Source organism: Mycobacterium sp. NGS27 (genome assembly GCF_059813005.1).
In genome coordinates, this window is the sequence record NZ_JCALDT010000002.1 from 139,231 (window position 1) to 164,868 (window position 25,638).

26 protein-coding genes and 1 tRNA gene are annotated in these 25,638 nt (G+C 67.8%); 11 read left to right on the plus strand and 16 right to left on the minus strand.

The annotated features are described in order from the left end of the window. Positions 1-55: 55 nt before the first annotated feature. The 7 genes from AC5Y30_RS05195 to AC5Y30_RS05225 form a co-directional block, all read right to left on the minus strand. Positions 56-532, minus strand: coding sequence for a DUF3180 domain-containing protein (locus tag AC5Y30_RS05195; RefSeq protein WP_499917057.1), 477 nt, complete (start codon positions 530-532; stop codon positions 56-58). Continuing rightward, a complete protein-coding gene (gene folK, locus AC5Y30_RS05200; protein ID WP_499917058.1) occupies positions 532-1,080 on the minus strand; it encodes a 2-amino-4-hydroxy-6-hydroxymethyldihydropteridine diphosphokinase in 549 nt (182 codons plus the stop codon). The genes AC5Y30_RS05195 and folK overlap by 1 nt, the downstream gene beginning before the upstream one ends. Further along, entirely contained in the window at positions 1,077-1,478 is a 402-nt protein-coding gene (gene folB, locus AC5Y30_RS05205; RefSeq protein ID WP_499917059.1) for a dihydroneopterin aldolase, read from the minus strand. The genes folK and folB overlap by 4 nt, the downstream gene beginning before the upstream one ends. Continuing rightward, entirely contained in the window at positions 1,471-2,322 is an 852-nt protein-coding gene (folP, locus tag AC5Y30_RS05210; protein ID WP_499917060.1) for a dihydropteroate synthase, read from the minus strand. Before folP ends, folB begins: the two co-directional genes overlap by 8 nt. Beyond that, positions 2,319-2,933 carry a GTP cyclohydrolase I FolE gene (folE, locus tag AC5Y30_RS05215; RefSeq protein WP_499917061.1) on the minus strand — a complete coding sequence of 205 codons (615 nt, stop codon included), beginning with the start codon at positions 2,931-2,933 and terminating at the stop codon, positions 2,319-2,321. The genes folP and folE overlap by 4 nt, the downstream gene beginning before the upstream one ends. 16 nt (positions 2,934-2,949) lie before the next feature. Next, on the minus strand, positions 2,950-5,373 hold the full coding sequence (gene ftsH, locus AC5Y30_RS05220; protein WP_499917062.1) for an ATP-dependent zinc metalloprotease FtsH: 2,424 nt from the start codon (positions 5,371-5,373) through the stop codon (positions 2,950-2,952). 268 nt (positions 5,374-5,641) lie between these two features. Continuing rightward, positions 5,642-6,055 carry a VOC family protein gene (locus tag AC5Y30_RS05225; protein ID WP_499917063.1) on the minus strand — a complete coding sequence of 138 codons (414 nt, stop codon included), beginning with the start codon at positions 6,053-6,055 and terminating at the stop codon, positions 5,642-5,644. Positions 6,056-6,167: 112 nt separating this feature from the next. Between AC5Y30_RS05225 and AC5Y30_RS05230 the strand changes: the two genes are divergently transcribed. The 4 genes from AC5Y30_RS05230 (at position 6,168) to AC5Y30_RS05245 (ending at position 10,406) form a co-directional block, all read left to right on the plus strand. Beyond that, a complete protein-coding gene (locus AC5Y30_RS05230) occupies positions 6,168-7,133 on the plus strand; it encodes an alpha/beta fold hydrolase (RefSeq protein WP_499917064.1) in 966 nt (321 codons plus the stop codon). Continuing rightward, positions 7,130-8,317 (plus strand): LLM class flavin-dependent oxidoreductase, encoded by a 1,188-nt coding sequence (locus tag AC5Y30_RS05235; protein ID WP_499917065.1) that lies wholly within the window; start codon positions 7,130-7,132, stop codon positions 8,315-8,317. Before AC5Y30_RS05230 ends, AC5Y30_RS05235 begins: the two co-directional genes overlap by 4 nt. Then, a complete protein-coding gene (locus AC5Y30_RS05240) occupies positions 8,317-9,330 on the plus strand; it encodes a zinc-binding dehydrogenase (RefSeq protein WP_499917066.1) in 1,014 nt (337 codons plus the stop codon). Before AC5Y30_RS05235 ends, AC5Y30_RS05240 begins: the two co-directional genes overlap by 1 nt. 245 nt (positions 9,331-9,575) lie before the next feature. Further along, positions 9,576-10,406, plus strand: a complete 831-nt coding sequence (locus AC5Y30_RS05245) for a hypothetical protein (RefSeq protein WP_499917067.1) — start codon at positions 9,576-9,578, stop codon at positions 10,404-10,406. Positions 10,407-10,476: 70 nt separating this feature from the next. Here the strand turns inward: AC5Y30_RS05245 and AC5Y30_RS05250 are convergent, their stop codons facing one another. Together AC5Y30_RS05250 and AC5Y30_RS05255 are read right to left on the minus strand one after the other, a co-directional pair. Further along, the gene (locus AC5Y30_RS05250; protein WP_499917068.1) at positions 10,477-11,709 is read right to left on the minus strand and encodes a PPE family protein; all 1,233 of its coding nucleotides are present in this window, start codon (positions 11,707-11,709) and stop codon (positions 10,477-10,479) included. Between the two features lie 11 nt (positions 11,710-11,720). After that, positions 11,721-12,020 carry a PE family protein gene (locus AC5Y30_RS05255; RefSeq protein WP_499917069.1) on the minus strand — a complete coding sequence of 100 codons (300 nt, stop codon included), beginning with the start codon at positions 12,018-12,020 and terminating at the stop codon, positions 11,721-11,723. A 653-nt stretch (positions 12,021-12,673) separates the two neighbouring features. Between AC5Y30_RS05255 and AC5Y30_RS05260 the strand changes: the two genes are divergently transcribed. Together AC5Y30_RS05260 and AC5Y30_RS05265 are read left to right on the plus strand one after the other, a co-directional pair. Next, on the plus strand, positions 12,674-13,654 hold the full coding sequence (locus tag AC5Y30_RS05260; protein ID WP_499917070.1) for a hypothetical protein: 981 nt from the start codon (positions 12,674-12,676) through the stop codon (positions 13,652-13,654). A 122-nt stretch (positions 13,655-13,776) separates the two neighbouring features. Continuing rightward, complete coding sequence (locus AC5Y30_RS05265) at positions 13,777-14,511, plus strand: SIMPL domain-containing protein (protein WP_499917071.1); 735 nt, start codon at positions 13,777-13,779, stop codon at positions 14,509-14,511. 20 nt (positions 14,512-14,531) lie between these two features. On the opposite strand, the gene hpt is transcribed toward AC5Y30_RS05265, so the two are convergent. Genes hpt through dacB form a run of 4 tightly spaced genes read right to left on the minus strand, consistent with a single transcriptional unit; the run spans position 14,532 to position 18,590 of the window. Further along, positions 14,532-15,143: a hypoxanthine phosphoribosyltransferase gene (hpt, locus tag AC5Y30_RS05270; RefSeq protein WP_067133494.1), complete on the minus strand. Its 612-nt coding sequence runs from the start codon at positions 15,141-15,143 to the stop codon at positions 14,532-14,534. A 50-nt stretch (positions 15,144-15,193) separates the two neighbouring features. Beyond that, on the minus strand, positions 15,194-16,168 hold the full coding sequence (tilS, locus tag AC5Y30_RS05275) for a tRNA lysidine(34) synthetase TilS (protein WP_499917072.1): 975 nt from the start codon (positions 16,166-16,168) through the stop codon (positions 15,194-15,196). Beyond that, a complete protein-coding gene (locus AC5Y30_RS05280; RefSeq protein WP_499917073.1) occupies positions 16,147-17,208 on the minus strand; it encodes a zinc-dependent metalloprotease in 1,062 nt (353 codons plus the stop codon). The genes tilS and AC5Y30_RS05280 overlap by 22 nt, the downstream gene beginning before the upstream one ends. After that, positions 17,205-18,590, minus strand: a complete 1,386-nt coding sequence (gene dacB, locus AC5Y30_RS05285) for a D-alanyl-D-alanine carboxypeptidase/D-alanyl-D-alanine endopeptidase (protein WP_499917074.1) — start codon at positions 18,588-18,590, stop codon at positions 17,205-17,207. Before dacB ends, AC5Y30_RS05280 begins: the two co-directional genes overlap by 4 nt. A gap of 107 nt (positions 18,591-18,697) precedes the next feature. Between dacB and AC5Y30_RS05290 the strand changes: the two genes are divergently transcribed. Next, positions 18,698-19,186 carry an inorganic diphosphatase gene (locus tag AC5Y30_RS05290; protein ID WP_499917075.1) on the plus strand — a complete coding sequence of 163 codons (489 nt, stop codon included), beginning with the start codon at positions 18,698-18,700 and terminating at the stop codon, positions 19,184-19,186. Between the two features lie 16 nt (positions 19,187-19,202). Here the strand turns inward: AC5Y30_RS05290 and AC5Y30_RS05295 are convergent, their stop codons facing one another. Then, complete coding sequence (locus AC5Y30_RS05295) at positions 19,203-20,285, minus strand: DUF475 domain-containing protein (RefSeq protein WP_499917076.1); 1,083 nt, start codon at positions 20,283-20,285, stop codon at positions 19,203-19,205. A gap of 127 nt (positions 20,286-20,412) precedes the next feature. On the opposite strand from AC5Y30_RS05295, the gene AC5Y30_RS05300 reads away from it, so the two are divergent. The 3 genes from AC5Y30_RS05300 to AC5Y30_RS05310 are packed head-to-tail and all read left to right on the plus strand — an operon-like array spanning position 20,413 to position 22,746. After that, positions 20,413-21,681 (plus strand): hypothetical protein, encoded by a 1,269-nt coding sequence (locus AC5Y30_RS05300; protein WP_499917077.1) that lies wholly within the window; start codon positions 20,413-20,415, stop codon positions 21,679-21,681. A 34-nt stretch (positions 21,682-21,715) separates the two neighbouring features. Then, positions 21,716-22,408 (plus strand): polyprenyl-phospho-N-acetylgalactosaminyl synthase PpgS, encoded by a 693-nt coding sequence (ppgS, locus tag AC5Y30_RS05305; protein WP_499917078.1) that lies wholly within the window; start codon positions 21,716-21,718, stop codon positions 22,406-22,408. Then, complete coding sequence (locus AC5Y30_RS05310; protein WP_499917079.1) at positions 22,405-22,746, plus strand: DUF2304 domain-containing protein; 342 nt, start codon at positions 22,405-22,407, stop codon at positions 22,744-22,746. The genes ppgS and AC5Y30_RS05310 overlap by 4 nt, the downstream gene beginning before the upstream one ends. On the opposite strand, the gene AC5Y30_RS05315 is transcribed toward AC5Y30_RS05310, so the two are convergent. Next, a complete protein-coding gene (locus tag AC5Y30_RS05315; protein ID WP_499917080.1) occupies positions 22,743-23,687 on the minus strand; it encodes an NAD-dependent epimerase/dehydratase family protein in 945 nt (314 codons plus the stop codon). The genes AC5Y30_RS05310 and AC5Y30_RS05315 overlap by 4 nt on opposite strands. On the opposite strand from AC5Y30_RS05315, the gene AC5Y30_RS05320 reads away from it, so the two are divergent. Then, positions 23,653-25,470 carry a hypothetical protein gene (locus tag AC5Y30_RS05320; RefSeq protein ID WP_499917081.1) on the plus strand — a complete coding sequence of 606 codons (1,818 nt, stop codon included), beginning with the start codon at positions 23,653-23,655 and terminating at the stop codon, positions 25,468-25,470. The genes AC5Y30_RS05315 and AC5Y30_RS05320 overlap by 35 nt on opposite strands. A gap of 74 nt (positions 25,471-25,544) precedes the next feature. Here the strand turns inward: AC5Y30_RS05320 and AC5Y30_RS05325 are convergent. Then, positions 25,545-25,620, minus strand: a tRNA-Thr gene (locus AC5Y30_RS05325). Between the last annotated feature and the right edge of the window lie 18 nt (positions 25,621-25,638).

Consider the following 25,638-nt stretch of genomic DNA (forward strand, 5'->3'; position numbering starts at 1 on the left):
CCGCGGGGTCGCGGGGGTTAACCGCCCGCCCACCGCGGGCAATCCGTGGCGGGGCCTAGCTTTCCGCACCCTCGCCGTGTTCCGTCTGATCCGGCGGCGACTTGCAACAGTGTTGCAGCCACAGCGCGGCGATCAGCAGCGCCAGCGCGCTGACGGCCGCCACCACGGTCCCCGAGGTGTCCTCGGCGGCGGCCCGCAACCAGGATTTGCGGGGCAGGAAGTACACCAGGATGCCGACCCACCAGCCCAGCATCAACGCGCCGACCCAAGCAGAGGCCTTGGCGACGATCAGGCTGCGCGCCACCGCAAGCGGGTGCAGCCAGCCCGGACCCGACCCGATTTCGCCCTCGCTGATCCTGGCCCGCACATAGCGCGCCCACAGCGCCTCCACGACGGCCACCGCCAGCAGCGACAGGCCGGTCCACACCGTGATCGGGGGAAACCACCGGTAGAGGCCGTTGACCAGCAAATACCCCACGACGGCGGCGGCGACCACCGCGGCGGTCAGGTCGCGCTTGCGGGTAGGGCCCATCAGCTCGCCGGCCCCCGGCCGGCCGGCGGGTTCCCATTCGGCCGCAACGTCAGTCCGGTCGGCCGCACCCCGTCCCGATCGGCGGCCTCCAGCTGGGCGAGCAGGCCGGCAACCGGCTGCGGCCCGTCGGCCAGCGTCAGCCGAGCGTCCGGGTCGACATCCAGCCATGGGATGAGCACGAACGCCCGCAGGTGGGCCAGCGGATGCGGCAGCGTCAGGTTGTTCTCCCGGGAGATCACCTCGGTAGGGCCGTAGCAGGCGATCAGGTCGACGTCGAGGGTGCGCGGGCCCCATCGCTCGCCGCGCACCCGGCCCGCCGCGCGCTCGAACTCCTGCCCCCGCCGCAGCCAGCCCTGCCCGTCGCAGTCCGGGTCGTCGGCGATCAGCACCGCGTTGAGGAACGGGGCCTGATCCACCCGCCCCCACGGGTCGGTCTCGTACACCCGCGACACGGCAAGCACCGCATCGGCCAGCCCGTCGACCACCGATTGCAGCCGCGCCAGCCGGTCGCCCAGATTGGAGCCGATGGACAGCACAACGCGGGTCATGGCGCCCCGCCCGCCGGGATCACCGAACCGCGGCCACCGCGGCGCGACCGCCGCACCACCACCGAGACGTCGGCGAACTGCTGCGGGATCGGGGCCTGCGGCTTGTGCACCGCCACCTCGGCGGCGTGCACGCGTTCGTCGACCATCACCCGGTCGGCGATCTGGGCTGCGACGGTTTCGATCAGATTGCGCGCGGGGCCGGCGACCACGTCGGCGGCCAATTGGGCCAGCGCGGCGTAGTCGTAGGTGTCGGCCAGTTCGTCGCTGGCCGCGGCGTCGACGAGGTCGATCCACACCGTGATGTCGACGACGAAGTCCTGACCGTTGGCACGCTCGTGGTCGAAAACCCCGTGTTGTCCGCGAATCTGCAAGCCGCGCAACTCGATTCGATCAGCCATTGTCGCCAGCCGGTTCCGGGTGCGACCCGTCGGTCCAGGCCGCCACGACCTTGAGGGCATCGACCGTGGCGCGTACGTCGTGCACGCGCACCCCCCAAGCGCCATGCAGGGCGGCCAGCGCCGAAACCACCGCGGTGGCCGTCTCACGCCCATCGGGCGGTCGCGGCGAACCGTCGGACCCGGCCAGCAACGCACCGAGGAATCGTTTGCGCGATGCACCCAGGAGCACCGGGATGCCGGTGGCGACCAGTTGCGGCAGGGCATGCAGCAGCGCCCAATTGTGTTGTGCCGTCTTGGCAAAGCCCAGCCCTGGATCGATCATCAGCCGCCCGGGGTCGACACCGGCGGTCACCGCGGCGTCGACGCTGGCCAGCAGCTCGTCGCGCACCTCGGCGACCACGTCCCGGTAGTGCGGCACCGCGTGCGGCCGCTCGGCCGACACCGATCGCCAATGCATCAGCACCCAGGGCACTTTCGCCTCGGCCAGCAGCGGCGCCATGGCGGGATCGGCGCGGCCGCCGGACACGTCGTTGACGATCCGCGCTCCGGCGCACAGCGCCGCCCGCGCGACGTCGGCGTGCATGGTATCGATGCTGACCGTGATGCCTTGTGCCGCAAGATCTTTCACAACGGGCAAGACGCGGGACGTCTCGACGTGCGGATCGATCCGCGCGGCGCCGGGACGGGTCGACTCTCCCCCGACGTCGACGATGTGGGCGCCGTCGGCGATCAGGGCCAAGGCCTGCGAGACGGCCTTGTCGGGGTCGAGATAGCGGCCGCCGTCGGAGAACGAATCGTCAGTGACGTTCAGGACTCCCATTACCTGCACAGGCGCCAGACTCACTTACGCAGTATCAGGTCGAGCGCTTCGGCTCGAGAAGCGGCGTTGGTCTTGAACAGTCCGCGCACCGCCGAGGTGGTGGTGATCGCTCCGGGCTTGCGTACCCCGCGCATCGCCATGCACAGGTGCTCGGCCTCCACCACGACGATCACGCCGCGCGGATTGAGCTTTTTCACCAGCGCGTCGGCGATCTGGCTGGTGAGTCGCTCCTGCACCTGGGGCCGCTTGGAGTACAGATCGACCAGCCGGGCGATCTTCGACAGGCCGGTGACCCGGCCGTCGTTGCCCGGGATGTAGCCCACGTGAGCCACCCCGTGGAACGACACCAAATGGTGCTCACACGTTGAGTACAGCGGGATCTCCTTGACCAGCACCAGCTCGTCGTGATCCTCGTCGAACATCGTGTTCAACACGCTGTCCGGGTCGGTGTAGAGCCCGGCGAACATCTCGCGATAGGCGCGGGCGACCCGGGCCGGCGTTTCCCGCAAACCATCCCGGTCGGGGTCTTCACCTATCGCGTGCAGCAACTCGCGGACCGCGGCCTCGGCGCGCTCCTGATCGAACAGCCGTGTCGTGTGCATCGCGGTATCCGGCCCCAAACCACGTAAGGCCATCGAATCCTCCGTTTGCTCAGCCGTGAGCCGGCGGGTTGGACCGGCTTACGTCGTCATCCTGCCGGTCGGGCGAGCCGCCCCGCGGGGCGGGTTGGCCGGGCGGCGGATACGGCGGATAGGCGGGATGTGGCTGACCCGGGTGACCCGCGCCGCCCTGCTGACCGGGATAACTTTGCTGACCACCCGGGCCGCCCTGCTGTCCGGGATACCCCTGCGGTGCGGCGTAGCCGCGTGCCGGTTGCTGCCAGTGCGGCTGCTGGCCGGGTTGCGCGGGCGGATGCCAGTAATTGGGCGGTTGTTGCGGCGGCGGCCAGCCCGGCGCGCGCCAGCCGGCCGGGGCGCCGTAGTCGGGTTGCGTTTGCCCCTGCGGCTCGCCCTGGCGGTTACCGCCTGGAGCACCATGAGAACCATTGCCGCCGTTGGCGTTTCGCTCGGCCTCGGCCTGCGCGGCCGCGGCGGCCTCACTGGCCCGCGCGATGGCCGCCTTGAAGGCGGGCTCTTGAACCGGCGGGGGCCAAGGCTCGCCGCGCTCGATGGCCAGCTCGCCGGGCGTCTTGATCGGCGGTTTGTCCGACGGGATGCGGCCGCCGAAATCGTCGAACATGGTGAGCCGCGGGCGTTTTTCGACGCCGGAGAAGATGCCCTCCAGCTCGGCCCGGTGCAGGGTTTCCTTTTCCAGCAGCTGGCCGGCCAACGTGTCGAGGATGTCGCGATATTCGGTGAGGATCTCCCACGCCTCCGTGTGGGCGGCCTCGATCAGTTTGCGGATCTCGTCGTCGATGTCGCGGGCGACCTCGTGCGAGTAGTCGGCCTGGGTCCCCATGGTGCGACCCAGGAACGGGTCGCCGTGCTCCGAACCGTATTTGACCGCACCGAGTTTGGAGCTCATGCCGAATTCGGTGACCATCGCGCGCGCGATCTTGGTCGCCTGCTCGATGTCGGACACCGCGCCCGTCGTCGGCTCCCGGAAGACCAGCTCCTCGGCGGCGCGCCCACCCATGGCGAATACCAGCTGCGCGATCATCTCCGAGCGGGTCCGCAGGCCCTTGTCTTCCTCCGGCACCGCCACCGCGTGCCCGCCGGTGCGCCCCCGCGCCAAAATCGTGACCTTATAGATCGGCTCGATATCGGGCATCGCCCAGGCGGCCAGCGTGTGCCCGCCCTCGTGGTAGGCGGTGATCTTCTTTTCCTGCTCGCTGATGATCCGGCCTTTGCGCCGCGGCCCACCGATCACCCGGTCCACCGCTTCCTCCAGGGCGGCGCTGGTGATGACGGTGCCGTTCTCGCGTGCGGTGAGCAGCGCCGCCTCGTTGATGACGTTGGCCAGGTCGGCACCGGTCATGCCGACGGTGCGTTTGGCCAGCCCGGCGAGGTCGGCGTCGGGGCCGATCGGCTTGCCCTTGGAGTGCACTTCGAGCACCGCTTTGCGACCCGCCAGGTCAGGATTGGACACCGGGATCTGCCGGTCGAAGCGGCCGGGACGCAGCAGCGCGGGGTCCAGGATATCCGGTCGGTTGGTGGCCGCGATCAGGATGACGCCGGCCCGGGGGTCGAACCCGTCCATCTCGACCAGCAACTGGTTGAGTGTCTGCTCGCGCTCGTCGTGACCGCCACCGAGGCCCGCGCCGCGCTGGCGGCCCACCGCGTCGATCTCGTCGACGAAAATGATGCACGGGTTGTTCTGCTTGGCCTGATCGAACAGGTCGCGCACCCGGGACGCACCGACGCCGACGAACATCTCGACGAAGTCGGAGCCCGAGATCGTGAAGAACGGAACCCCGGCCTCCCCGGCGACCGCGCGGGCCAGCAGCGTCTTACCGGTTCCCGGCGGCCCGTACAAGAGCACGCCCTTGGGGATCTTGGCGCCCAGCGCCTGATAGCGGCCGGGGTTCTGCAGGAAGTCCTTGATCTCGTAGAGCTCCTCGACCGCCTCGTCGACGCCGGCGACGTCGGCGAACGTGGTCTTGGGCATGTCCTTGGAGAGCTGTTTGGCGCGCGACTTGCCGAAGCCGAAACCCATCCGGGCGCCGCCCTGCATGCGGGAGAACATCACGAACAGCCCGACCAGCAGCAGCAGCGGCAGGACGTAGACCAACAGTTCACCCAGGATGCTGCCCTGGTTGACGACGGTGCTGACCTTCGCGTTCTCGGCGGTCAGCGCGTTGAACAGGTCGACGGCGTAGCCGCTGGGGAATTTGGTGATGACCTTGTTCGAATTGTCGGTGTCACCGTTGCCCTTCTTCAGGGTCAATCGAAGTTGCTGTTCGCGGTCGTCGATCTGTGCGCTTTTGACGTTGTCGCCGTTGATCTGGGCCATCGCCACCGACGTGTCGACGGGCTTGTAGCCGCGGGTGTCGTCGCTGAAATAGAAGAACGACCAGCCGAGCAGCACCACGACAGCAATCGCCGTGATGGTGCGAATCACGTTTTTCCGGTTCATCAATCATCGGCCTTGCCGGCCAGGTCCTTCCCCGATGTGCACGCAGCTGGAAAAGTCCAGGCTACCGCTAGTGGCGATCGCCAGCTCCGGCAGAGCCGGGGCGCAGCGGGTCGACACCATACCGCTAGTGGCGATCGCCAGCTCCGGCAGAGCCGGGGCGCAGCGGGTCGACACCATACCGCCAGTGGCGATCGCCAGCTCCGGCAGAGCCGGGGCGCATGCGCCAGGCCGCCGCCGTCCTGCTCAGTTAACGACCGGCAGTTCCCGGCTACTCGTAATACCGCGCCTCGACCACGTTGCCGTCCGGATCGGGGAAGTAGTACCCCTGCGGCGCCCACCCCCGCGCGCCGAAGCTGCGGTTCAGCCGTGCGCTGGTGTCCACGCCTTCGGCCTGCAGCCGCCGGTCCAGCGCATCGTATTCGGCCTTCGACAGCGCCAGGCAGACGTGGTTGACCGGGTGGCCGGCGCTGCCCTCGATGCGGGTCAACGCTTCGGTCGCCGTAACGCCGTCGGCGGGCATCAAGTCGATGATGGAGTCCGCGCAGACCCGCACGCTCGGAAACGGCGCGTCTCCAGCTTCGAATTCGGCGAAGCGGACCGGTTCCAGCCCGACGACGCGGGTGTAGAAGTCCATCGACACCCGCGGATTTTCGGTCCACAGCACCACATGGTCCAGTCGCATCGAATCGAGTATTCCCGGCTGCCGCCTTTTTGATCGTCAACCGAGCGCCGTCCGGCGAGCCAACACCGTTCGGGGCCTTCTCAGCCAGCAACCGTTGTGCTTTGGTGAGACGGTGCCCCCAACCGAACGGTTAGTAGAGACCAATGGTGTGCGGCTGCGAGTGACCGAAGCGGGCGACAGAGGCGCACCCGTGGTGCTCCTGGCGCACGGCTTTCCCGAACTCGCCTACTCCTGGCGTCACCAGATACCCGTCCTCGCCGACGCCGGCTACCACGTGCTGGCACCCGATCAGCGCGGCTACGGCGGTTCGGATCGTCCGGATGCCGTCGACGCCTACGACATTCATCAGCTGACCGCCGACCTGGTCGGTCTGCTCGACGACGTCGGCGCACAGCGCGCCGTGTGGGTCGGGCACGACTGGGGTGCCGCCGTGGTGTGGAACGCCCCGCTGCTGCACCCGGACCGGGCCGCGGCCGTCGCCGCGATGAGCGTGCCGGTGACGCCGCGCCCGCGGGTGGCGCCGACGACGGCGTGGCGCAAGACGTTCGGCGAGAACTTCTTCTACATCCTGTACTTCCAGGAGCCCGGCGTCGCCGACGCCGAATTGAACGCCGATCCCGCTCGGGTGATGCGCCGCATGATGGGCAGCCTGGGGACATCCGGCGACAAGGCCGCGGCGTTACGGATGGTGGCCCCCGGGCCGGAAGGTTTCATCGAGCGGCTGCCCGAGCCCGACGCGTTGCCGGACTGGATAACCCAGGACGAGCTCGACCACTACATCGCCGAGTTCACCGGTACCGGTTTCACCGGCGGACTGAACTGGTATCGCAATTTCGACCGCAACTGGGAGACCACCGCCGAACTCGACGGTGCGAAGATCCCGGTCCCCTGTCTGTTCATCGGCGGGACGGCCGATCCCGTCCTGGCTTTCACCCGCACCGATCGCGCTGCGGATGCCATCTCGGGCCCGTACCGACAGGTGATGATCGAGGGCGCCGGGCATTGGCTGCAGCAGGAGCGCCCCGACGAGGTGAATGCGGCCTTACTGGAATTCCTCAACGGATTGGAGCTGCAATGAGCGCGCCCCTGCGTTTCGGTGTCTTCATCACCCCGTTTCATCCCATCGGCCAATCCCCAACCGTGGCACTGGAATACGACATGGAACGCGTCGTCGCCCTGGACCGGCTGGGATTCGACGAGGCGTGGTTCGGCGAGCACCACTCCGGTGGCTACGAACTGATCGCCTGCCCGGAGGTGTTCATCGCGGCGGCGGCCGAGCGCACCAAACACATCCGGCTGGGCACCGGCGTCGTGTCGCTGCCCTACCACCATCCGCTCATGGTCGCCGACCGCTGGGTGCTGCTGGATCACCTGACCCGCGGGCGGGTGATGTTCGGCACCGGCCCCGGCGCGTTGCCCTCGGACGCTTACATGATGGGCATCGACCCGATCGAGCAGCGTCGAATGATGCAGGAGTCTCTCGAGGCGATCCTGGCGCTGTTCCGCGCCGCACCCACCGAACGCATAGACCGTCACTCCGATTGGTTCACCCTGCGAGACGCGCAGTTGCATATCCGGCCCTACACCTGGCCGTATCCCGAGATCTCCACGGCGGCAATGATTTCGCCGTCGGGCCCGCGGCTGGCGGGTGCACTGGGCACCTCGCTGCTGTCGTTGTCGATGTCGGTACCGGGCGGCTACGCGGCGCTGGAAACCACCTGGGACGTGGTCCGCGAACAGGCCGCGAAGGTGGGCCGGGAGGAGCCGGACCGGGCCGGCTGGCGCGTCCTGAGCATCATGCACATCGCCGACAGCCGTGAGCAAGCCATTGACGACTGCACCTACGGACTGCAGGATTTCGCGAATTACTTTGGCGCCGCCGGGTTTGTGCCGCTGGCCAACAGCGTGGAAGGCACCCAGACGCCGCACGAGTTCGTCGCCGACTACGCGGCGAAGGGAAACTGCTGCATCGGCACTCCGGAGGACGCCATCGCCCACATCGAGGATCTGCTCGACCGCTCCGGCGGCTTCGGCACCCTGCTGATGCTCGGCCACGACTGGGCGTCGCCGCAGGCGACGTACCACAGCTATGACCTGATGGCGCGCAAGGTGATTCCGCACTTCAAACGACAGCTCGAAGCGTCCCGCTCCTCGCACGACTGGGCGAAGGGCAAACGCGACCAATTGATCGGCCGGGCCGGCGAAGCGGTGGTGAAGGCCATCACCGAACACGTCGACGAGCAGAAAGACGCGGTGCACTGATGCGCGCGGCGGTGCTGCGGGACGGCCGCATGGTCTACCGGGACGACGTGCCCGACCCGATACCGGAGGCCGGTCAGGTGCTGGTGGGCGTGCGGGCGTGCGGAATCTGCGGCTCCGACTTGCATTTCGCCGCCCACGGCGCGCAGGTGCTGGAGATGAGCGACCGGGTGGCCGGCGGCACGGGCGGCATGCACGTCGACCTGAGGCACGACATCTTCATGGGTCACGAGTTCAGCGTCGAGATCCTCGAAGCCGGGCCGGACACCGAGACCCATCCGCCGGGCACTCTCGTGACGTCGTTACCGGTGCTGTTGTCCGCCAAGGGCGTCGAGCCGATCGTCTACAGCAACAGCACCATCGGCGGCTACGCCGAACGGATGCTGCTCTCGGCGCCGCTGCTGCTGCCGATCCCCAACGGCCTGGACCTCAAGCACGCCGCGCTCACCGAGCCGATGGCCGTGGGGCTGCATGCGGTCAACAAGTCCAGTATCGCGCCCGGCGAGACGGCCCTGGTGCTCGGCTGTGGCCCGATCGGGATCGCCATCATCGCCGCGCTGCGTGCGAAAGGCGTCGAAGCCATTGTGGCATCGGATTTTTCGCCCAAACGCCGTGAGCTGGCCACGGCGATGGGAGCCCACCAGACACTGGACGCGGCGCAGGGTTCGCCCTTCGACACCGTCAAGCCCGCGGTGGTGTTCGAGGCGGTCGGCGTGCCCGGCATCATCGATGACGTTCTCCTTCGGGCGCGGAGCGGCACGCGACTGGTGGTCGCAGGTGTGTGCATGCAACCCGATACGGTGCATCCGTTCTTTGCGATCGCCAAAGAAATCAACGTCCAATTCGTACTCGCCTACACGCCCGAGGAGTTCGGCGACTCGCTACGCGCCCTGGCCGAGGGCGACATCGACGTCAGCCCGCTGATCACCGGCGAAGTCGGCCTCGACGCGGTCGGTACGGCTTTCGACGATCTCGCCGACCCCGAGCGGCACTGCAAGATCCTCGTCACGCCCTAGGGATATCAAAAACCGCGTAGCTGCACATCGCTAGACCAATATCCCTAAAATCTGCAGCAGCCAAATCAACTTCGTCCACAAACAGGTCGCGATATGACTGAAGCGAACCAAAAGGGCGAAAGCGCCCGTCATCGAGAAGTGTGGGCCGCGTGAGCCAGCCAAGCGGCGCGGGCGGCCAAGGCCCGCTCCGCACTCCCATGACGCTTGCCATATACCGCGACTTACGCGTCGCCATGGTCGTACTCATGGTGATGGTCGTTGCGGGGGTGCTCATCGAAAAGAGGTCCGCGCCCTGCTGGCAATCGGCCCTCAGCACGTACTATTACACCTCGGCGCACAGCATCGTCATCGCCGCGCTCCTGGCGCTCGGCACGCTCTTCATCATCTATCGGGGCAGCACCGACACCGAGGATGTCTTGTTGACTCTGGCCGGTGTCAGTGCATTGACCGCGGCGATAGTGCCGCAGTCTCGACCCGACGACCTGTGCCCCGGGCCAGCAAATCTGCCGCTCGACTTCGACGACACTGCCAAAGCCTCCATCCTGCCCAATGTTTGGGCGGCGGCCATCGCATTGGGTCTGGGCTATCTGGTGATCTGGTCGGTGATGCTCTACCAATGGAAGCGCGGCCGCCCTCCGCGGAAACGAAGGCTGGGCGCAATAGTGGCGCTGTGCGTTTTCTGGCTGATCATGGCGCTCGGCCTCATCGCGCTGCTTTTCTTTCCGGGCACGTTCAAGAAGTGTGCACACGGCGCCGCCGCGATACTGATGCTCTCGGCCTTCATCGCCACCACGTTCTGCACCGCGTACGTCGTCGGGCGCGAGGACCCGTCGAAGTCCGCGCATCAGCGCGGCTATAAGCGGATCTACTGGGCAATAGCCTGGCTGATGTTGGCGACGTTGATTGCGGTTCTCTGGGTTAATTTCTCGAGAGGGTTGGGGGGCCATTGGGGCCTGCTGGCCGAGGTGGCGCTGATCCTCGAGTTCGCCGCGTACTGGGTGGTTCAAACGATCGACCTGTGGCGAACACCTGACCGGATTATGCGCTTCACCAAAGGTTCTCCGCCGTGTCTGTAGTGCGGGCCGGTCGCGGACGCGACGCCCGCCCCGCTGATTCGTCTGAGCGATTGCCGGTCCGGTCATCGGATCAGCCCCCCGCCGGGGGCTGGGCGATGACGGTGGGCTTGAAACCGTATCGAGGCGCCACAAAGGCGCCGGCGCCGCGCCCCGCCCCGCCGGCGGGCATCATCGGCAGCCCACCAACCGCATTCGTGGCACGGTCTGCCGCCCCCGCCGCGGCGGCGCCGTTGAGGGCCACGGCCACCGAAGGCGCGGTCGGCGCCGCGCCCGCCCAAGCCGCCGGCACCGACAATCCACCGACGGATGCCGCCTTGCCGACAGCTCCGCCAATCGCGCCGACGGAACCCAGGCCCGCACCCGAAACAGCCGTGGGCACAACCGCTTCCGCTGCCTTGGCCGCGCCCTCGGCCGCGGACTTCGCGGCGGGCATGAACCCCTGCGCAAGGCTCTGGATGTCTTTGAACGAGGTGGTGAAAAGCCGCGTCGGAGAAATCAACCGGATGAAGGCGTCGAAAGGCGTGCTGGCATCCAATGTTTGCGACCCGGTCAGGCCCTCCAACAAATCACCCAGCGGGCCACCCACCACCAGCCCATCGCCTTCGGGGTTCAGGCTGATTCCTCCCAGGAAGGGCGCGGGGTTGCCGGTCGAAGTGGGATTATTCGTCGATCCGGCCAGCGCGGACAGCGTTTGGGGCACCACGTCCTGCGCGCTCTCGCCTCCGCGGCCGGCCGCTTGAGCCACCGCGGCGGCCTGACGAGCCGCGCCGGCCGGGTCGGTAGCAGGCTCGGCCGGCTCGAATGGCGGCAGCATCGACGCCGCGGCCGACCCACCGGCATATCCGTACATCGCGCCGGCGTCTTGAGCCCACATCTCGCCGTATTGGGCCTCGGTAGCCGCAATGGTCGCGATGTTCTGGCCGAGAACGTTCGTCGCCAGCAATTCGGCCAGCAACGCCCGGTTCGCCGCAATCACCGGCGGTGGCACCGTTTCGGCGAACGCCAATTCGTAGGCAGTCGCCGCCGCCACCGCCTGGGCGGCGACGTGTTCGGCCTTGCCGCCCGTGCCGGACAACCAAGCCACCTGCGGGACAACCGCAGTGAGCATGGCGGAGGCGGCCGGCCCCTGCCATGGTCCGTCGGTAAGGCTCGAGATCACCGCCCCGTAGGCGGACGCCGCGGATCGCAAGTCGGTGGCCAGGCCGTCCCAGGCCGCGGCTGCGGCCAGCAGCGGGCCTGAGCCGGGTCCTGAATAGATCAGCGCGGAGTTGATCTCCGGCGGCAACTGCGCGAAGTCGAGCATGGTGTCCCCGCCTAACCGACCGCGGCAGTGTTGGCGATTTCCGTGGCGGCGTACGAACCGGCACTGGCGCCAAGCATTGTCGCCAAGTGCTCGCGGACCAGGGCGGCCTGTGCGCTGATCTCCTGGAAGAGCGCACCGTGCCGGGAGAATTGTTGCGCGGTCAAAATCGATACCGCGTCGGCCGCGGCGGGCACGACGCTGGTCGTCGGCATTGCCACCGCCGAAGTCCCCTCCCGCACGGACGCGTTGATCCCGTGCAACTCGCGGGAAGCGGCATCCAGCATTTCCGGCTGCGCCAGCAAGAACGACATGTCTTCTCAAAACCCTTTCAAATCAATAGCTCTCGACACCAATGGAAGTGCCTAGTCGGACGCCTGGACACGTTAGGCCAGTCGTGTCCAGAGATGACAGCCCGAGAGCGGCTAATTCATGACCAGGACGAAAACTGTTCATTTAGCTGATCTGAAATGCTGCATCATTTGGAGTTGATATGAAAAATGTTGAGAACAAATATTATTGGAGACATATATGAACCTATATGAGGCTACTGACGTGGCCACCGGGCTTTGCCGGCGCTGTATTGGACGCGGTTATCGGCCGGGCCGATCGCGGCTCTTCGTCGAAGGGCGTGCCCCGCCCGGGTGCCGGTTGAGCCCGGTGCGCGGGAAACGGACGCGATGATTCTGCGCAGTGGGCGGCTGAGCAACACAGTGGCAAAGCAACGCCGTGATGCCCGAGCTGGCCGACCTTTTCGGCCCGGCCGGCCTGAACTCGGTTGCCAGCGGTGATGAGGCATCGATCCCAAATGGACTGTCGCGTCTGATCTTATCGACTGCGCCGCGATCCGCCCAGCGATCGGCCGCGCATGCCGGGCCACTGCGCACAATTTGCAAATTCGCTGCGGCCAGCCATGTCACCGGCTATCGTCCCGGCATAGACACCGGACAGGTCCGAAGTAGGCAGCATGAGCAACCAGAAACCAACGCCCATCACACTTGCCATATACCGTGACCTACGCGTCGGCATGGTCATCGTAACGCTGATGGTATTCGTGGCCATCGTCATCCGGCAATTGTCGGCGACCTGCTGGCAATTCGCCCTCAGTGCTTACTATTACACCTCCGCGCACAGCATCCTGATCGCCGCGCTGCTGGCGCTCGGCACGCTTTTCATCATGTACAAGGGCAGCAACGACACCGAGGATGCGCTGTTGACTCTGGCGGGGGTCTCCGCATTGATGATCGCGATGGTGCCACAGGGTCCGCTTACGCCCGAGCAACGGTGTGGGCGATACGATCTTCCGCCCGAATTCGTGCCCGCAATTCAGCCCAACGTGTGGGCGGTCGTCGTCGCACTGATTGTGGGGTGGTCGGCGATGGCCTTGCTGCACTGGCGCAACCACACTCGGCATAAGAGAAGTCCGTTGGGCACGGTCGCACAGTGGGTTTTCTGGGTGATGATGGCGCTTGGCTTTTTCGCCCTTGTGTTCTTCCCGAACCAGTTCTACGCGCATATTCACGGCATCTCCGGTGTGTTGATGCTCTTGTCCTTCATCATCACCGTGTTCTGCGCCGCATACGTCGTGGGGCAGGAGGACACGAAGAAGTCACCGCACAAGGACCGCTATAAGTGGTTCTACCGGGTCATTGCCCTAGTGATGGTGGTGACGTTAATCGCAGTCATTGCAGTGCATCTCAGGCGCCCCGGGTGGGAGCCATGGGTCATCTGGCTGGAATCGGCGGTGATCCTCGAGTTCGCGGTGTACTGGGCGGTTCAGACCTGGGAACTGTGGAATTCGCCCGACCGCATTGGACGCCTCCCCGACGACGTCCAGAGGCGACTCGAGGATAAAAGGACGAAGGACGGCGGATTCCGTGGATTCAAGTCCGACCTGAGCGGGCCACCCGACGAGGGTCCGGGCGGAAGGATGCTGCCGCTTCTGTAGCGCGGGCCCATCGTGTCAGGTAAGTGCACCAATCATCCACTCGCGCAAGGCTAACCGTGATCGTCACTGCATTGTGATGCCCGCAACGCAGGCCGAAGCGCGGTAGCCGCTAGTGTCCACTCATGCCGAAACCCAGCACTGAAACCCTTGTCCGCCGATCGACGGCCGTGGTCACGGCCGGGTTGACGATCGCAGTGATCTCGGCGTGCGACAAGCACAACCCGCCGCCCGGCGCCAACCCTCGTCAGGTCACGGTTGTGGGCACCGGTCAGGTGCAAGGCGTCCCGGACACCCTGACCGCCGACGTCGGCATCGAATTCACCGCCCCCGACGTCACCACGGCGATGAACCAAACCAACGACCGTCAACAGGCCGTCATCAACGCACTGACCGGCGCCGGCATCGATCGCAAGGACATCAGCACCACCGAGGTGACGCTGTCGCCCGAATACAACAACCCCGGGCCCAGCGGTACCGCCGCCATCACCGCGTACCGCGCGACCAACGCCATCGCAGTCAAAATCCACCCGGCGGATGCCGCGTCGCGCTTGCTCGCGCTGATCGTCGGCACGGGCGGCGACGCCACCCGGATCAAGTCCGTCCGCTATTCCATCGCCGACGATTCGCAGCTGGTCAAGGACGCCCGCTCGCGGGCGTTCAACGACGCCAAGAGCCGCGCCGAGCAGTACTCCCAGCTGTCCGGCCTTCGGCTGGGCCGGGTGCTGTCCATTTCGGAGGCCACCGGCAACGCCCCGCCGCCGACCGGGGCGCCACGGGCCATGCCGTCGATGGTTCCGCTGGAACCCGGCCAGCAGACCGTGAACTTCTCGGTGACCGCCGTCTGGGAGTTGGACTAGCGGGCCAACCGGGGCGGGGCCTACTGCTGGTAGACCCTGGGATCCAGGGTTCCGATGTAGGACAGGTCGCGGTAGCGCTCGTCGTAATCGAGGCCGTAGCCCACGACGAAGTCGTTGGGGATGTCGAAGCCCACGTAGGCGATGTCGACGTGCGCGCCCTGCGCGTCGGGCTTGCGCAGCAGGGTGCACACCCGCAGCGAACGTGGGTGGCGCGTTTTGAGGTTGCGTAGCAGCCACGACAGGGTGAGGCCGGAGTCGACGACGTCCTCGACGATCAGCACGTCGCGGCCCTCGATATCGCGGTCCAGATCCTTGAGGATCCGCACCACGCCCGAGGAGGACGTCGAAGACCCGTAGGAGCTGACGGCCATGAACTCGAACTGCGTGGGCAGCGGGATCGCACGGGCCAGGTCGGTGACAAAGATCACAGCTCCCTTGAGCACGGTGATCAGCAGTAGGTCCTGTCCGGTCTCGATCGCGGCGTCGCGGTAGTTCTCGCCGATTTCGGTGCCGAGTTCGGCGATTCGCGCCTGAATTTGCGCCGACGTCAGCAGGACAGACTTGATATCCCCGGGGTACAGCTCCGCGGGTTGGGCGGGGGTGATCGCCGAGGAGATCTGGGCCACGCCCACAGAGTGCCACGAGGACGGGCGAATAACCAATGGCAGCCCCGATATTGCGGCTATCGGATCGGTTTGCCGACCGGCTCGCTCCACAGCCTCAGCACCCCGTCGCGGCGGCCCGCGAACAGTCGTTCCTCGGGCACCGAGGAGCCCACCGCCACCCCGCCCTGCCCATGCCAGCCGGTGACCAGGGCGTCCACCCCGCGAATCTGCTTGTCGGTCAGGTTCGTTGCGCCGCCGGTCAGCAGCCAGGTCCGGATCACCCGCCGCCGCACGGGGGCGTCCAGCCCCGCCAGCGCCTGCACCAGCAGGCCGGAGTCCGCCTTGGTCTCGGGCAGCGCGCGGGCCGCCAGGGTGTCGATCAAATCGGAATCCTCGCGCAGCGAGGTCGCGGTGCGGGCCAGCGCCTCGGCCACGCCACCGCCGAGGACGTCCTCCAGCAGGGGCAGTACCTCGGCGCGCAGTCGGGTGCGGGTGAAGCGGCGGTCGGTGTTGTGCGGATCCTGCCAGGGGGTCAGCCCAAGCTCTTCGCACGCACCGTGGGTTACGGCTCGACGCACCTCCAGCAACGGCCGGCACCACGGCGGATCGTACGGACGCATCCCGGCGATCGAACGCACCCCGGACCCGCGGCCCAGCCCCAGCAGCACCGTCTCGGCCTGGTCGTCGAGCGTGTGGCCCAGCAGCACCGGGCCGGTGTGGAATGCGCTCAACGCGGCGTAGCGGGCAGCGCGCGCCGCCGCCTCGGGACCACCCCGGTTGCCCACCTGCACCCGAACCACGTGGGCCCCAACGCATCCCAATGAAATGGCCTGAGCGCGGGCGGTCTCGGCCACTGCCGCCGAGTCGGTTTGCAGGCCGTGGTCGACGACGACCGCGGTGGTGGGTCGTAGCTTGGCCGCGACCGCGGTGAGCGCCAGCGAATCCGGACCGCCGGACAGCGCCACGCACCACTGTTCGACGGTGGCGAGGTGGGCCTTGATGAACGCCTCGACAGCTGCGCGCAGCTGGCCTACAGCACCCGGTCGATCCATCGCTGGGGCTCTTCGATCTCGGTGGGCAGCGGCAGCGTGTCGGGACCCGTCCAGATGGCGTTGAACCGCTCCATTCCCACCTGGCCGACCACGTGATCGACGAAGGCCTTGCCGCGGGTGTATTGGCTGAGCTTGGCGTCGAGCCCCAACAGTGCGCGCAACAACCGCTGCAGCGGCGGCTGCTTGCGGTGGCGGCGCTCGTCGAACCGGCGCCGGATGGTGGCCACCGACGGGACCGCCATCGGCCCGACGGCATCCATGACGTGATCCGCGTGGCCCTCCAGCAGGGTGCCCAGCACCAGCAGCTGGTCCAGCGCCTGCCGCTGCGGTTCGGACTGCACCGCGCGCACCAGCCCGAGAATTCCCGAGGAATTGGCGTCTGATTCCGACGCGTTGTCGGCGCGGCCGCGCGCGTAGTCGGCGAGCCGGCTGATCACCTGCCCGATGTCCTCGCCGGCGTCCCGGGTGAGCAGGCCCAGCGCCTGCGACATGTAGTCGGGCAGCCACGGGTTGGCGGTGAACTGCACTCGGTGGGTGACCTCGTGCAGGCACACCCATAGCCGGAAATCGGCCGGTTCGATTCGGAGTTGCCGCTCGACGGCGATGACGTTGGGATACACCAGCAGGAGGCAGCCCGTTTTGGCCCCGTCAGTAGTGGCGAACGGGTCGTATTGGCCGAGGATGCCCGAGGACACGTACGCCAGGACGGCGCCCGTCTGCGCGCCGGTGACGCGACCGGTCAGAAAGCCGCGCGGCTTCTCGGTGCCGTGCATCATCACCCGCATCGACTCGGTGGCCGCGGCGATCCAGTCGGAACGGTCGACGATGCGCGCGGCCGGCACCGCGCCGTTGGTGACCAGGCCGGTGACGTCACGCACCAACGGTTCGGCTTTGGTGGACGCGGTGGCGAGTTCGTCGATCACCTGGCGGCGGGTGTACTCGCTGGACGGCGGACCCGGGCGGGCCAGCCGCCGACCGACCGACGCCGCGAACTTCCAGTCGACCGCGGTGCCCAGCGTCAAGTCCGGCGCCGGTGTCATGAGCACCCGCAGGACCACAGCCGGGTCGCCAGCGCGTCCATCACGTTGCGGCCGTTCGGGCCGGCGTCGTTGGAGATGAACGCGAAGGTGAGCACCCGGCCGCTGCGGTCGGTGAGCACGCCGGCCAGCGCGTTGATGCCGGTCAGCGAGCCGGTTTTGGCCCGCAGCCAGCCCGCGGGGCCCTGCGCGGTGGAAGCGTCGGTGAAGCGATCGGCCAGCGTCCCGCTGCCGGCGGCGATCGGGAGCAGATCCAGCAGCGCCCGCAGCGACGGCTGGTCGGGCCCCGCCGCGGCCTGCAGCACGCCGTCGAGCGTCTTGGCCGTCAGCCGATCGTCGACCGAGAGTCCACTGGAATCCAGCAGCGTCGCGCCCGCGGTGTCGACGTGAGCGGTGGTCAGCCGGTTGGTCACCGCGTCGACGGCGCCGGCGAAGCTGCGCGGCCGGTTGATCGCGGCCGCCACCTCGCGAGCGATGCATTCGGCCAGCACGTTGTCCGAGTGATCCATCATCTCGGACAGCCGCTGGACCAGCGGCGCCGATTGCACGACCGCCAGCTGCCGCGCCCCCGACGGCGCGGCGGCGGTCGTGACCGCGTTCGGGTCCAGTCCCAGCGCCTTGGCCAGCTCCCGCCCGGCATCCAGCGCCGGGGTCCGGGACCGCCGCGAGTTGACCGTCGAAGGCTGGATGCGGCCGGCGTCGATCATCACCGACTCGATCGGCGCGATGTCGCCGTTGTCGACGTCAGCCAGGTCCCAACCCTGCGCCATCGTGGGACCGCTGAACGCCGAGGTGTCCACCTGTACGGCGGTCGGCGTCACGCCGCTGCGGCGGATCTGTTCGACCAGGTCGCTGATCCGGGCCGACCCCCGGTACCACGTCGCCACGCCGGGCGGCGCGGCCGACAGCGCCGGATCGCCCGCACCCACCAGCACGACGGGTCCCTGGGCGTTTTGGCTGCCGGCCACCACCCGAGTGCTGATCCGGGCCTGATGGTCCAGCGTGAGCAAGGCCGCGGCCGCCGTGAGCACCTTGTTGGTCGACGCCGGCACCAACGGCATGTCGGCCGCCACCTGCCAGAGCTCCTTTCCGGTGATGGCGTCCGTGATCCGTCCGCCTAGCCGGCCCAGGTTGGGGTCGCTCGCCACCGGCGCCAGCATCGCGCTGACGCCGGGCCCGCTGGGTAGCTCGGCGGTGTCGCTCACCGGCGTCATGCCGGGCTTCACCGTCGGGGCGTGCGGGGGCGGTATCGGGGCATGCGCGCTATTGGCGCCGTGTCCGGTCGTGGTGAAAAACACCGCCGCCACCACGACGGCGGCGACGAACACCAGCACACCCAACCCGATGAGCACTGGGGTGGATTTTTGCCAGCGAGTACGGGCCATCACTCTCCTGACTGTCTCCAAGCCATTCTGCCGAATCGGCGCCGATGCGCTCGACTAGGGTGTAGCAGAGCAAAATTGGTCTGCCTACCAGACAAGGAGCCGACGCGGTGGAATTCGACGTGACCATCGAGATCCAAAAGGGCCAGCGGAACAAGTACGAGGTCGACCACGAGACTGGACGGCTACGTCTGGACCGCTACCTGTACACCGCGATGGCCTACCCGACCGACTACGGCTTCATCGAGGACACCCTGGGCGAGGACGGCGACCCGCTGGACGCGATGGTGCTGTTGCCGCAGTCGGTGTTTCCCGGCGTGATCGTCGAGGCCCGCCCGGTGGGCATGTTCCGGATGACCGACGAAAAGGGCGGCGACGACAAGGTCCTGTGCGTGCCGGCCGGTGACCACCGCTGGGACCACGTTCAGGACATCGGGGACGTGCCGGAATTCGAGCTGGACGTGATCAAGCACTTCTTCGTGCACTACAAGGACCTGGAACCGGGCAAGTTCGTCAAGGCCGCGGACTGGGTTGGCCGCGAAGAAGCCGAGGCAGAGATCCAGCGCTCGATCGAGCGGTTCAAGACCGAAGGGCACTGAACCACACCTGCGGGCGCTAGCCCCCGGCGCGGGCGTCGCGGCGATTGCGCAGGATGCTCCAGCCCAGCGCCGCCGCAATGAAGACCACGCCGATCGAAGCGGTGAACGCCTCGGGGACTTCGAACCTGGGCTCGATGGAGACCAGCATGATGACCGCGAGCGCACCTATGGCCCAGTGCGCGCCGTGTTCCAGGTACGCGTACCGGCCCAACGTCTCCTGGCTGACCAGGTAGATGGTGATCGACCGGACGAACATCGAGCCCACCAGTCCCAGCCCCAGCGCGATGACGACGGGGTCGGAGGTGATGGCGAACGCGCCGGTGACGCCGTCGAATGAGAAGGAGGCATCGAGCACTTCGAGGTAGAGGAACAGCGTCAGGCCGGCCCGGCCCGTCGCCGCGCCGGCTTCGCCGGCTTCGGCGGCTTCGGCGTCGGATGGTTGAAACGCCCGGCTCAACCCGTTGACCACCAGATAGGTCACCATGCCCAAAAGCCCCGCGGTCAGCACCGTCGCCGCCTCGTCACCCGAGTGCGTCAATTGCGTGCCGACCCCGACCAGCACCAGACCGGTGACCACCAGCGACACCTGCCCCAGCCGGCCCAGGCGCGCGAACGGGATCTCAATCCACTTGAGCCACTTGATTTCTCGGTCATAGAAAATGAAATCCAGGAAAAGCATCAACAGGAAGATTCCACCGAACGCGGCGATCTGGGGGTGCGCCGCCATCACGAGTTTGTGGTAGCTGGGCGAGCCGTCCGGAAACTCCAGCGCGCCGTGCGCGGGCGGATGCAGGGCCAGCTCCATCGCGCGCACCGGGCCGAGCCCCGCCGTCGCCCACACGATGAGCAGCGGGAAGAGCAGTCGCATGCCGAACACGGCGATGAGGATCCCGATGGTCAGGAACATCCGCTGCCAGAAGCGGCTCATCCGTTTCAGGATCGAAGCGTTGATGATGGCGTTGTCGAACGACAACGACACCTCGAGGACGGCCAGCACCACCAGCAGATAGAGACCTTTGAGGCCGCCGTAGGCATATCCGACGCCCAGGGCCGCCGCGGTGACCGCAAGCGAGATCCCGAAGGTACGCAAAGCGGACATGGATCCTTTCCGGCCGCCGACCACACTAGCGAACCGCATCGCGCGAAGGGGGATCGCTTCGGGCCGCATAGAATTTTCAAATTGTGACGAAACATCGGGACGACCGGCCGAAAGCGCCGCTGCCCCGATGACCGAGATCAGCGCCTCACAGGGGCCGGTGGCGCGCGGCAGCATGGCCCGGGTCGGCACCGCCACGGCCGTGACGGCGCTGTGCGGCTACGCGGTGATCTACCTGGCCGCCCGTGACCTGGCGCCGAGCGGCTTTTCCATCTTCGGCGTGTTCTGGGGCGCCTTCGGGCTGGTGACGGGCGCGGCCAACGGCCTGCTGCAGGAGACCACCCGGGAAGTTCGCTCGACTCCCTATGTCAGCGACCTGGCCGCCCTGCCGGCGCCCGGCGAACCGCGTACCCACCCGATGCGGGTCGCGGTGCTGGTCGGGATGGCCGCGGCCGTAGTGATCGCCGGCAGCTCGCCGTTGTGGAGCGGACGGGTGTTCGTCGAGGCGCGGCTGCTATCGGTGGCGCTGCTGTCCGCCGGGCTGGCCGGGTTCTGCGCGCACGCCACCCTGCTGGGCATGCTGGCCGGCACCAACCAGTGGACCCGCTACGGCGCGCTGATGGTGACCGACGCCGTCATCCGCGTGATGGTGGCCGCGGCAGCGGTGGCGCTCGGGTGGCGTCTGGTCGGTTTCTTGTGGGCGACGGTGGCGGGCGCGGTCGCCTGGCTGATCCTGCTGATGGCCTCGCCGGCGGCCAGGGCCACCGCGCGCCTGTTGACCCCCGGCGGTACCGCGACCTTTCTCCGGGGCGCGGCGCATTCGATCACCGCGGCCGGGGCCAGCGCCATCCTGGTGATGGGATTTCCGGTGCTGCTGAAACTGACCAGCGCCGAGCTCGGCGCGCAGGGCGGGGTGATCATCCTGGCGGTCACTCTGACCCGTGCGCCACTGCTGGTGCCGCTGACGGCCATGCAGGGCAACCTGATTGCCCATTTCGTCGACGAGCGCAGCAACCGGATTCGTGCCCTGCTCGCGCCGGCGGCGATCGTCGGAGCGATCGGCGCGGTCGGGGTGGCGGCCGCGGCCGTGGTGGGTCCGTGGCTGTTGCGGGTCGCCTTCGGGCCGCAGTACCAGGCCAGCAGCGCGCTGCTGGCCTGGCTGACCGCGGCGGCGGTGGCGATCGCCATGCTGACGCTGACGGGCGCGGCGGCGGTGGCCGCCGCGCTGCACCGGGCCTACTCGCTGGGCTGGGTGAGCGCCACGGTCGCGTCGGGGTTGCTGCTATTGCTGCCGCTGTCCCTGCAGACCCGAACCGTGGTCGGACTGCTGTGCGGCCCGGCGGTGGGGATCGGCGTTCACTTGGTCGCTTTGTCGCGCGCCGCGCGCTCTACCGGCTGATATGGCCGCAGCAGCGTGTACCTTGTGGGCTTAAATGGGTATTGAAACGGATGTCGTCTGGGTCGTCATTCCCGCCTTCAACGAAGCAGCTGTCATCGGCGAGGTGGTAGCTGATGTGCGCGCGGTGTTCGACCATGTCGTGTGCGTGGACGACGGCAGCGCCGACGACACCGGCGAGATCGCCCGGCGGGCCGGCGCTCACCTGGTGAGGCACCCGATCAACCTCGGCCAGGGCGCCGCGATCCAGACCGGTGTCGAGTACGCGCGCAAGCAGCCGGGGGCCCAGATTTTCGCCACTTTCGACGCCGACGGCCAGCACCGCGTCAAGGATCTGGCGACGATGGTCGACCGGTTGGGCGCCGGCGACGTCGACGTCGTCGTCGGCACCCGGTTCGGCGCGCAGCACGGCGCCCGGCCGCCGTTCGTGAAACGGATCGTGTTGCAGACCGCCGCGCGGTTGAGCCGGCGCGGCCGCCGACTTGGCCTGACCGACACCAACAATGGGCTTCGGGTGTTCAACAAGAAGGTCGCCGACGGGTTGGACATCACGATGAGCGGCATGAGCCACGCCAACGAATTCATCATGTTGATCGACGAAAACCATTGGCGTGTCACCGAAGAGCCGATCGAGGTGCTCTACACCGAGTACTCGATGTCGAAGGGCCAGCCCCTGCTCAACGGCGTCAACATCATTTTCGACGGGTTCCTGCGAGGGAGGACTCCATGAACTGGATCCAGGTGCTGCTGATCGGGGCGATCGTTGCGCTGCTGGTGTATCTGTTGCGCTCGCGCCGCAATTCGCGGTCGAAGGCGTGGGTGAAGGTGGGCTACGTGGTGTTCGTGCTGGCCGGCATCTACGCCGTGCTGCGACCCGATGACACGACGGTGGTGGCGCAGTGGTTCGGGGTGCGCCGCGGGACCGACCTGATGCTCTACGCGCTGATCATGGCGTTCTGCTTCACCACGCTCAGCACCTACATGCGATTCAAGGACCTCGAGCTGCGCTACGCGCGGCTGGCCCGGGCGGTGGCGCTGGAGTCCGCTCAGGCGCCCGAAGCGGGCTAGCGGTTCTGCGTCCGGCGGAAGAATTCCACCGTGCGGGCCACCCCGTCGGCTAGGTCGACCTTCGGTTTCCAGCCCAATACCGCTGCGGCCGAACTGATGTCGAGGCAGGACCGCTTGAGGTCGCCGAGCCGCGGCGGCGCGAATTCCGGGTCGTCGGGCCCGCCGACGGCGGCCGCGACCGCCGAATGCAGCTGGCGGTCCGAGGTTTCGATGCCGGTGCCGATGTTGAACCGCTGCCCGCCGCCCGCATCGCCGGATGCCTTGACGAAGGCGTCCACGACATCGTCGACGAAAACGTAGTCCCGGGTGTTGCCGCCGTCGCCGAAGACCTTGGTGGGCTTACCCGAGAGCAGCGCCTGGGCGAAGATCGCCACCACACCGGCCTCACCGTGCGGATCCTGGCGGGGGCCATAGACATTCGCCGGGGCGATGTGCGAGCAGTCCAGGCCGTACAGGTGGCGGAAGGTGTTCAGGTAGATCTCGCCCGCCACCTTGCCCGCCGCGTACGGCGACGCGGGGTCGGTCGGCACGGTCTCGGGCGTGGGGTAGCGCGGCGGGGTGCCGTAGATGGATCCGCCCGAGGAGGTGTGCACGACCTTGCGGACCTGCGCCCGTCGCGCGGCCTCGGCCAGCCGCACCGTGCCGATCACGTTGACCGAAGCGTCGAATTGCGGGTCGGCCACCGAGTGCCGCACGTCGATCTGCGCCGCCAGGTGAAACACCACCTCCGGGCGGTGCTCGTCGAGGATGGCCTCCAGGTCGGCGGTCACGATGTCCGCCTCGACGAAGGCGTATGCCGGATTGCCGGCCAGGTGCTCGAGGTTGGTCGCGCGGCCGGAGGCGAAGTTGTCCAGCCCCACCACCGCATGACCGTCGGCCAACAGCCGGTCGACTAGCGTCGACCCGATGAATCCGGCCGCCCCGGTAACCAGTGCACGCACCGGCCCACCATACATAGCTGCCCTGGCCGCCACGCTCGTCGCGGTGCAGCTGGTGGTGCGCGCGGTCCTGGCCTTCGGTGGCTACTTCTACTGGGATGACCTGATCCTCATCGGCAAGGCCGGCACCCACAACCTGCTCGCGCCGTCGTATCTGTTCGACGACCATGACGGACACGTCATGCCCGGGGCATTTCTGGTCGCGGGCATCATCATCCGGCTTGCGCCGCTGAACTGGACCTGGCCCGCGGTCAGCCTGGTGGTGCTGCAACTGCTGGCCTCGCTGGCGTTGTTGCGGGCCCTGTACGTCATCTTGGGCTGGCGGCCGGTGCTGTTGATCCCGTTGACGTTCGCGTTGTTCACGCCGTTGGCCGTGCCCGGATTCGCGTGGTGGGCGGCGGCGCTGAACTCGCTGCCGATGCTGGCCGCGCTGGCCTGGGTGTGCGCTGACGCCATCCTGCTGGTGCGCACCGGCAGCCGGCGCTACGCCGCGACGGGCGTGGTCGTGTACTTCGGCGGGCTGCTGTTCTTCGAGAAGGCCGCGGTGATCCCGTTCGTCGCGTTCGCGGTGACCGCGCTGCTGTGCCACGTGACCGGCGATCGGAGCCTCGGGTCGGCGCTGGCGACGGTGTGGCGGGCCGGCCGGCGATTGTGGATCGCCGCCCTGGCACTCACCGCGGCCTGGGTCGCGCTGTATCTGGCCGTCGTCAATCAGCAGCGGTGGAGTTCCGACCTGTCGATGACGTGGCGACTCCTGATGCGGTCGATCACGCACGGCATCGTGCCGGGGCTGGCCGGCGGGCCGTGGCACTGGGATCGGTGGGCGCCGGCCTCACCCTGGGCCACGCCCCCGCTGTCGGTGATGGCCCTCGGCTGGCTGGTGCTGGCCGGAACCGTGGCGCTGTCGCTGGTTCGCAAGGAACGCATCGGTCCGGTGTGGCTGGTCGCCGTCGGCTACGCCGTGGCCTGTCAGGTGCCGATCTATTTGATGCGGTCCTCGAAGCAGACCGCGCTGGAACTCGCGCAGACGCTGCGCTACCTGCCGGATCTGGTCGTGGTGCTGGCACTGCTGGCCGCCGTCGCATTGTGCGCCCCCAACCGGCGGGCCGGGCCGCGCCGGCTCGACGCTTCGCCGAAACGCACCGCGGTTGTCGCGGTGTTGGCGGTGTTGTTCGTGGCCAGCAGCCTGTACTCGACGTCGACGTTCCTGACCAGCTGGCGCGACAATCCCGCGCAGCCCTACCTGCGGAACGCCCGGGCTTCTCTGGCGGCCGCGCGTGCGGCCTCGGACGCGCCGCTGCTGGATCAGGAGGTCGATCCGTTGGTGCTGCAGCGGGTGGCCGCGCCGGAGAATCTGGCCAGCCACCTGTTCGCCCTGCTGCGCGATAGGCCCGAATTCGCTTCTGCAACAACCCAATTGCACATGATCGACAGCTCGGGGCGACTGATCAAGGCGCGGGTCACCTGGGTTCGGACCATCGCGCCCGGGCCGATGCCGCAGTGCGGCTACTTCGCGCAGCCGGACAGGCCGGCGCGGATGGTCCTCGACGGCCCGCTGCTGCCCGCCGACTGGACCGTCGAACTGAACTACCTTGCCAACAGCGAGGGCTCGATGACGTTGTCGATGACGCAGGGCCCCGAGGTCAAGGTGCCGGTGCATCCGGGACTCAACCGGGTCTTCGCCCGGCTGCCGGGCGCCGGGGACGCGATCACCGTGCGCGCCAACACGACCGCGCTGGCGTTGTGTCTCGCATCGGGCCCGGTGGGGTTCGTCGCACCGGCTTGATTGGTCCGGCGATTGTCACGCCAGCGTGACCCTCGACGCCGACAGCCACCCTGGCGTGACGCGGGGCGGAAATATGGAGCCGCCTGGGGGAATCGAACCCCCGACCTATTCATTACGAGTGAATCGCTCTACCGACTGAGCTAAGGCGGCATACCCGCACGCCGGGCG

Coding starts and splice junctions, on each gene's coding strand:
- tilS (WP_499917072.1), bottom strand. CDS start 16,168: ATGGATCGACCGGGTGCTGTAGGCCAGCTGCGCGCAGCTGTCGAGGCG.
- AC5Y30_RS05260 (WP_499917070.1), top strand. CDS start 12,674: ATGAGCAACCAGAAACCAACGCCCATCACACTTGCCATATACCGTGAC.
- folK (WP_499917058.1), bottom strand. CDS start 1,080: ATGACCCGCGTTGTGCTGTCCATCGGCTCCAATCTGGGCGACCGGCTG.
- AC5Y30_RS05265 (WP_499917071.1), top strand. CDS start 13,777: ATGCCGAAACCCAGCACTGAAACCCTTGTCCGCCGATCGACGGCCGTG.
- AC5Y30_RS05295 (WP_499917076.1), bottom strand. CDS start 20,285: ATGTCCGCTTTGCGTACCTTCGGGATCTCGCTTGCGGTCACCGCGGCG.
- AC5Y30_RS05240 (WP_499917066.1), top strand. CDS start 8,317: ATGCGCGCGGCGGTGCTGCGGGACGGCCGCATGGTCTACCGGGACGAC.
- ppgS (WP_499917078.1), top strand. CDS start 21,716: ATGGGTATTGAAACGGATGTCGTCTGGGTCGTCATTCCCGCCTTCAAC.
- AC5Y30_RS05300 (WP_499917077.1), top strand. CDS start 20,413: ATGACCGAGATCAGCGCCTCACAGGGGCCGGTGGCGCGCGGCAGCATG.
- AC5Y30_RS05235 (WP_499917065.1), top strand. CDS start 7,130: ATGAGCGCGCCCCTGCGTTTCGGTGTCTTCATCACCCCGTTTCATCCC.
- AC5Y30_RS05310 (WP_499917079.1), top strand. CDS start 22,405: ATGAACTGGATCCAGGTGCTGCTGATCGGGGCGATCGTTGCGCTGCTG.
- dacB (WP_499917074.1), bottom strand. CDS start 18,590: ATGGCCCGTACTCGCTGGCAAAAATCCACCCCAGTGCTCATCGGGTTG.
- folE (WP_499917061.1), bottom strand. CDS start 2,933: ATGGCCTTACGTGGTTTGGGGCCGGATACCGCGATGCACACGACACGG.
- AC5Y30_RS05225 (WP_499917063.1), bottom strand. CDS start 6,055: ATGCGACTGGACCATGTGGTGCTGTGGACCGAAAATCCGCGGGTGTCG.
- folB (WP_499917059.1), bottom strand. CDS start 1,478: ATGGCTGATCGAATCGAGTTGCGCGGCTTGCAGATTCGCGGACAACAC.
- ftsH (WP_499917062.1), bottom strand. CDS start 5,373: ATGAACCGGAAAAACGTGATTCGCACCATCACGGCGATTGCTGTCGTG.
- AC5Y30_RS05320 (WP_499917081.1), top strand. CDS start 23,653: ATGAATCCGGCCGCCCCGGTAACCAGTGCACGCACCGGCCCACCATAC.
- AC5Y30_RS05280 (WP_499917073.1), bottom strand. CDS start 17,208: ATGACACCGGCGCCGGACTTGACGCTGGGCACCGCGGTCGACTGGAAG.
- AC5Y30_RS05245 (WP_499917067.1), top strand. CDS start 9,576: ATGGTGATGGTCGTTGCGGGGGTGCTCATCGAAAAGAGGTCCGCGCCC.
- AC5Y30_RS05195 (WP_499917057.1), bottom strand. CDS start 532: ATGGGCCCTACCCGCAAGCGCGACCTGACCGCCGCGGTGGTCGCCGCC.
- AC5Y30_RS05255 (WP_499917069.1), bottom strand. CDS start 12,020: ATGTCGTTCTTGCTGGCGCAGCCGGAAATGCTGGATGCCGCTTCCCGC.
- AC5Y30_RS05250 (WP_499917068.1), bottom strand. CDS start 11,709: ATGCTCGACTTCGCGCAGTTGCCGCCGGAGATCAACTCCGCGCTGATC.